This is a genomic window from Alkaliphilus hydrothermalis (assembly GCF_016908555.1).
GTDB classification, from domain to species: domain Bacteria; phylum Bacillota; class Clostridia; order Peptostreptococcales; family Natronincolaceae; genus Alkaliphilus; species Alkaliphilus hydrothermalis.
The window spans coordinates 1-2,315 of record NZ_JAFBEE010000043.1 but is presented as its reverse complement, the minus strand read 5'-3'; the positions used below and the strand labels follow the sequence as shown (position 1 = coordinate 2,315).

General features: G+C 38.2%; 2 protein-coding genes. Both read left to right on the top strand.

Features of this window, described 5'->3' with window-relative positions:
• Positions 1-1,525 (top strand): IS21 family transposase (istA, locus tag JOC73_RS14905; RefSeq protein WP_204404675.1); only part of this gene is annotated, 1,525 nt, incomplete at its 5' end.
• Positions 1,522-2,253 (top strand): IS21-like element helper ATPase IstB, encoded by a 732-nt coding sequence (gene istB, locus JOC73_RS14900; RefSeq protein WP_204404673.1) that lies wholly within the window; start codon positions 1,522-1,524, stop codon positions 2,251-2,253. The genes istA and istB, both read left to right, overlap by 4 nt.
• The last annotated feature ends 62 nt before the right edge of the window (positions 2,254-2,315 follow it).

Genomic DNA, 2,315 nt, shown 5'->3' with positions numbered 1-2,315 from the left:
TGAAAAGGAGAATAAGGAGATGCTAACAATGGATCAAATACATCGTATCAGAAATTTGAGGAAATTTGAAGGGAAAAGTTTGAGAAAAATAGCTGAAATTACAGGTTGTGATTTTGCCACCGTTAAGAAGTACTTGGAGAAAGATAACTTCAACTTGGAAATACGACCTAAACAACAAAGAGCAGGAAAGTTATCACCCTACAAAGATATAGTAATCAAATGGCTTCAAGATGATTTAAATGCCCCTCATAAGCAGCGGCATACCGCCAAAAGAGTTTATGACAGACTTAAGGAACTCTATCCCGGATTTGATGCTTCTGACCGTTCTGTGAGAGATTTCGTTGCAAAGCTCAAGACGGAGTTAAAAATAGATAATGAAGGTTCTCTTCCACTAGAGCATCCCCCAGGAGAAGCTCAGGTTGATTTTGGAGAAGCAAGATTCATCGAAAATGGAGCAACCTATGATGGATACTACCTAAACATATCCTATCCCCACAGTAACGCTGGATATACGCAACTCTTTAAGAGCCAAAATCAAGAGTGTCTTCTTGAAGGTCTTAAGGCAATATTTGAGCATGTAGGCGGGGTGCCTACAGCTATATGGTTTGATAATATGTCTACCGCAGTGAAGAAGATAAAGGAGCATGGAGAACGAGACTTAACAAAGGGATTCTTAAGATTCATGATGCATTATGGCTTTAGAAGTAACTTTTGTAATCCTAACGCGGGGAATGAAAAGGGGTCTGTGGAAAGCAAGGTAGGTTACCATCGTAGAAATCTCTTTGTACCGATTCCGGATTTTAAGGATTTAAGAGAATATAATAAAGAGCTCCTGCATCGACTTGATCAAGACATGAAAAGGCAACATTACAGAGGGTTTGGATTAATTAAGGAATTGTTTGAAGAGGACAAAAAGGAATTCTTTAAACTTCCGGAAGCTTCGTTTGATGTATACCTCCATGAGTTTGTAAAAGCTGATAACTATGGAAAAATTAAATTCCAAACGAAAGTATATTCAACTTCTCCTAGTATGGCAGGAAAACAAGTAATGATTAAGGCGGGTGCCTATGATCTAGAAATCCTAGATAATAACGCTGTCATGATTGTTAAACATAAGCGGCTCTATGGCGCAGAGAATGAATCTATGATATGGATTCCTTATCTAGAGCTAATGGCAAAAAGACCCACAGCATTAAAATATACGGGATTATTCAACCAGCTCCCCACTACACTCAAGGCTTTTCTTGATAGCTGTGATTACGAGTGTAAGCGACAAACCTTAAAGATATTTGTTCGTATGACCTTGGATTCTAATATGGATAGTGCTGTAGAGGCATTTGAAGAAGGCATTAAATGCGGTGTATGGGATGCAGACAGCATATGGGCTACATATTGTCGTTTAACTTCTGGAAATCAGCCACAGGTAGATATATCTCTTCCAAGTACAGTCCCTAAACTTAATGAATACTCTCTGGATATAAGCTCTTATGATGACTTAATAACTTCCGGAGGATTGGTATCATGAATTCAGATGTGTTAATAAAGCAATACTGTAAAGAGCTTAGGCTGGGTAAGAACATATATGAGAATTATTCAAGAATCCAAACAACAGATTATGCAGATTTTCTAGCACAGCTTCTAAAGCTTGAGATAGAACATCGGGAAATAACACGTAAAAACAGGAATCTAAAAGCCGCAGGCTTTGATGTTATTAAAACCCTTGAAGGATATAGCTTTAATCATATTCAGATACCAAAAGCCCTAGATATTGAGCAGTTAAAAAGATCCAGTTTCATTGATAACAAGGAAAACTTAATCCTCTATGGACCTGTAGGTACTGGGAAAACCCATTTGGCTACCGCCATAGGCGTTGCAGCTTGTAGCATCGGTAAGAAGGTAAAGTTCTTTAGGACAGCCACATTAGTCAATCAACTAAGTGAAGCTAAGGCAAAGGGGGAACTAAAGCGATTTATGAGACAAATCGAAAAAACAGACTTGCTGATCTGCGATGAATGGGGATACATCCCCTTTGAAAAAGAGGGTTCTCAACTACTATTTCAGGTTATTTCAGAGTGCTATGAAAAAAGGAGTATTATTCTCACAACTAATTTAGAATTTAGCAAATGGAATGGTATTTTCTATGATGAGAAGCTTACAAGCGCAATCATAGATCGACTTGTTCATCATAGCCATTTACTAGTGCACACAGGCCCGAGTCATAGACTTACACATTCTACCATGAAATCCCAGTAATGGAAATGGGGTGCTTGGAAAATTAAGTTCCGCAATGTTTGAAAAAGTACTTGCCAAAAACA